The sequence below is a fragment of the Thermococcus sp. genome (assembly GCF_027066465.1).
GTDB lineage: Archaea > Methanobacteriota_B > Thermococci > Thermococcales > Thermococcaceae > Thermococcus.
Genome location: NZ_JAMONU010000058.1, coordinates 1 through 3,225, shown reverse-complemented (window position 1 = coordinate 3,225; position 3,225 = coordinate 1). Strand labels below are relative to the sequence as shown.

The following is a 3,225-nucleotide window of genomic DNA, read 5'->3' as shown; positions in this document are numbered from 1 at the left end:
TACGAGAGGCTCTTGATAATCAACGTCTGGAAGGGCAACCCGCTCAAGATGACTTTCATAAAGGTTGACCCCGACGACTGGGGCTACCTCGGCTACCTCTACCTCCACGGCATTAAACTACAGCGCGAAATCGGTTTCAGAAACCTTAGGCCAATCCGCGAGGAAATGCCCTTCGTTGTAACCACCGCCAAGCGCGTTGGCATAGACCATACGGCCTTCGCTCAGGCCTTTGCCGAGCTCACCGGCGGAAAGTTCGTCCCGCGCGGTAACAAGAGCCTTCAGACTATTGCGGACAAGAACAACACGGACGTAATCGGCGTAATCGAGAACTATCCCAGGGGAATGGCCGTCAACTTCTACCGCTTCGACGTTACAAAAGACGGGCCCATCGGGCCGTTAATCCTCGTGAAAATCTGGATTATGGAGGACGGCAGGAGATGGGACTACAAGGAGGCTCTTCTGAGGAAGTCTGGCCAATCGAGGGAGTGATTGAGCTGACATTTCCCGACGGGGAAACGGCCAGGGTTGTCTACGAGAGCGTTCTCTACGAGCACAAAACCGTCCCATACAGAAGGAGCAGGATTGAATTCCTTCTCGACGGGAGGAAAATCGTAATCCGCTTTTTGGCCAAGGACAACTCGGCCTTGCGGGGAACGCTGAACTCATATTTAAGGTGGATTAAGGTCGCGATTGATTCTCTGGAAGTTTAGCCTAAACTATTTAAAGTCCCGCCCTTATTCTAACCCGACATCGCGATTACGGAGGTGTTGTCATGCAGGGTATTCCGCCGCAGGTCCAGTCCATGCTGGCCCAGCTTGAGAGCTACCAGCAACAGCTTCAGCTTCTCGTCCAGCAGAAGCAGAAAGTCCAGCTCGAACTCAACGAAGCAAAAAAGGCCCTTGAGGAGATTGAGAAGCTCCCCGACGATGCGGTCGTCTACAAGACCGTTGGAACGCTCATCGTCAAGACCGACAAGGCCAAGGCCGTCGAGGAGCTCAAGGAGAAAGTCGAAACTCTCGAAGTCCGCCTTAATGCACTTGAGAGGCAGGAGAAAAAGCTCAACGAGAAGCTCAAGGAACTGACCGCCAAGATACAGAGCTCGCTCCGCCCGACGGCGGGTTGATTTCCCTTTTCTCTCCCGGTGGTGGGCATGGAGCAGAGGGGCGTTATCAACATCGGCCTTCCAGAGCTGAGCGAAGAACAGCTCATCGAAATCGGGGAGCTGGCTCAGAGGGTCATAATAAAGCACGTCTTCGACGCCCTCAATCGGAGCGACGTCAAGGACATCGAGGTGACCACGAGAATAAACCGGGACGAAACGCTCAACCTCGAAATCGAGGTCTACCTCGAAGTGCCGGTCTTCGTCAAGGTGGACGTCGAGAGGCTGATTGACGAGGCCCTCGAGAGGGCCTACGACGCTGTGGAGAGAAAGCTGAGGGAGATTGCGGGTAAGGGTTAAATTCAGTTTTGACAACATCTTCTTGGTGGGAGAATGAGGCACAGGGAATTAGCCGAGGCCTTCGCAAGGGACGTCAGGAGACTGCTGGGAGACAACGTCGTCGAAGTCATACTCTTCGGCTCCGTCGCGAGAGGGGAGGCCAGTGAGGAAAGCGACGTTGATATTCTCGTGATTGTCAAGAAAAACCCTTGGGATAGCCAGAAGAAGCTTGCCGACCTCGTCGTTGATTATCTTCTCAAGTATGGCATTTACGTGTCTCCCAAAGTCCTGAGCGTCGAGGAGTTCGAGTTCATGAAGGGCATAAACTCGGCGTTTTATATCAACGTGAGCAGGGAGGGAGTTAGGGTTGGTCACTGAGGTCGAGATACTCCTTAACGATGCCCATGAATCCCTTGAAGCGGCAAGAGTGCTTCTTGAGAATGGATTTTACAGAGATGCGATTAGCAGAGCATATTATGCGATGTTCTATGCGGCAAGTGCCCTTCTTCGTGCTAAAGGGGTCGTCACGAAAAGCCACCGGGGAGTTATTGCAAAATTCGGGCTTGAGTTCGTGAACAAGGGTATCGTTGAAAAATACTATGCAAAGGCGCTTTCCCTTGCCGAGACAAGCAGGGAGCGAGCTGACTATGACCCAACATATCGTCCCAGTGAAGAGGAGGCCGAGAGCATAATAGAAGACGTAGAACGCTTTATTGAGCGGGTAGAAAAAGCATTGGAGGAGCTGAAATGAAGGGAAAGCTCAAGCTTAAGCGCTTTCTCGAGCGCTCGCGCGACAAATCCTATCTCCTCCTGTGCCACCACAACGCCGACCCCGATTCCCTCGGCTCGGCGATAGCCTTCGCCCGCTACCTCAGGTTTATCGGCGTTGAGATGGTTAGAATAGGCGTTGCCCAGAGCGTTTCCTCCTACGCGAAAAGGCTTTTGACGCTCTCGCCCGTTCCAGTTGAGAAAAACCCGACCGTTGAGGAGGACGTTGTCGTAATCTTCGATACCTCCTCCCTCGAACAGCTCGAACCGATTGAGATTCCGAAGGGGAAGACGGTAATCCTGATTGACCACCACGTCGAGAAGGAGAGGCCGATTAAAGCAGATATAGCGGTTGTTGACTCCTCAAGGACATCAACAGCTGAAATCGTGTGGGAGCTGTTCAAGTACCTCGGCTTTGCCGACGAGGAAAGCGCGAGGGCCCTTTTGGCGGGAATCGTTACCGACACGGCCAACTTCCGCTTCGCCAACGCGAAGACCTTCAAAGCGGTGAGCGAGATACTGGAGAGGTTTCCTCTCCAGATGGGGGAGATATTTTCCCTCGTTGCCCCTGCCAGCGACGAAAACACCGATAACGCCCGGAGGATGGCTATCCTAAAGGCCTGCCAGAGGCTCGAAATCAGGAAGTTCAGGAAGTACATCATCGCCGTCTCGAAGGTCTCGGCATACGAATCCTACGCCTGCAAGGTCTTCCTCCAGCTTGGGGCCGACATAGCGATAGTCGGGAGCGAGAAGAAGGGCGTTAGGATTTCTGCAAGGGCAAAGGAGAGCCTTGTGAAGAAGGGCCTCCATCTCGGAAAAATCATGGAGAAGGTGGGGCCCATCATTGAAGGCTCTGGCGGTGGCCATGCCGGGGCCGCTGGAGCGAACGGAAGGGCCAACCTTGATAAGGCGGTAAAGCTAATCCTCAAGGAGATTGAGAACTTCCTCAGGGAGAACGGGTGATTGAGATGGCGAAGTGCCCGCTGTGCGGAAAGCCCCTCGACTGGGGGGAGCTGGTT

The 3,225-nt window shown here is 53.8% G+C and carries 7 protein-coding genes; all 7 read left to right on the top strand.

What is annotated here, in order from left to right; translation table 11 throughout:
- Positions 1 to 489, top strand: a 489-nt coding sequence (locus tag MVK46_RS02580; RefSeq protein WP_297535064.1) for a ribosomal biogenesis protein, incomplete at its 5' end; no start/stop codon positions are given.
- A complete protein-coding gene (gene pcc1, locus MVK46_RS02575; protein ID WP_297535063.1) occupies positions 438 to 710 on the top strand; it encodes a KEOPS complex subunit Pcc1 in 273 nt (90 codons plus the stop codon). The genes MVK46_RS02580 and pcc1, both read left to right, overlap by 52 nt.
- A 62-nt stretch (positions 711 to 772) precedes the next feature.
- Positions 773 to 1,123 carry a prefoldin subunit beta gene (locus tag MVK46_RS02570; RefSeq protein WP_297535062.1) on the top strand — a complete coding sequence of 117 codons (351 nt, stop codon included), beginning with the start codon at positions 773 to 775 and terminating at the stop codon, positions 1,121 to 1,123.
- 27 nt (positions 1,124 to 1,150) lie between these two features.
- Positions 1,151 to 1,459, top strand: a complete 309-nt coding sequence (locus MVK46_RS02565) for a DUF3194 domain-containing protein (protein ID WP_297535065.1) — start codon at positions 1,151 to 1,153, stop codon at positions 1,457 to 1,459.
- Positions 1,460 to 1,492: 33 nt separating this feature from the next.
- The gene (locus MVK46_RS02560; protein ID WP_297535061.1) at positions 1,493 to 1,816 is read left to right on the top strand and encodes a nucleotidyltransferase domain-containing protein; all 324 of its coding nucleotides are present in this window, start codon (positions 1,493 to 1,495) and stop codon (positions 1,814 to 1,816) included.
- Complete coding sequence (locus MVK46_RS02555) at positions 1,806 to 2,189, top strand: HEPN domain-containing protein (protein ID WP_297535060.1); 384 nt, start codon at positions 1,806 to 1,808, stop codon at positions 2,187 to 2,189. The genes MVK46_RS02560 and MVK46_RS02555 overlap by 11 nt, the downstream gene beginning before the upstream one ends.
- Positions 2,186 to 3,169: a bifunctional oligoribonuclease/PAP phosphatase NrnA gene (locus MVK46_RS02550; RefSeq protein ID WP_297535059.1), complete on the top strand. Its 984-nt coding sequence runs from the start codon at positions 2,186 to 2,188 to the stop codon at positions 3,167 to 3,169. Before MVK46_RS02555 ends, MVK46_RS02550 begins: the two co-directional genes overlap by 4 nt.
- Positions 3,170 to 3,225: the final 56 nt, after the last annotated feature.

Coding starts and splice junctions, on each gene's coding strand:
- MVK46_RS02570 (WP_297535062.1), top strand. CDS start 773: ATGCAGGGTATTCCGCCGCAGGTCCAGTCCATGCTGGCCCAGCTTGAG.
- MVK46_RS02565 (WP_297535065.1), top strand. CDS start 1,151: ATGGAGCAGAGGGGCGTTATCAACATCGGCCTTCCAGAGCTGAGCGAA.
- MVK46_RS02550 (WP_297535059.1), top strand. CDS start 2,186: ATGAAGGGAAAGCTCAAGCTTAAGCGCTTTCTCGAGCGCTCGCGCGAC.
- pcc1 (WP_297535063.1), top strand. CDS start 438: ATGGGACTACAAGGAGGCTCTTCTGAGGAAGTCTGGCCAATCGAGGGA.
- MVK46_RS02560 (WP_297535061.1), top strand. CDS start 1,493: ATGAGGCACAGGGAATTAGCCGAGGCCTTCGCAAGGGACGTCAGGAGA.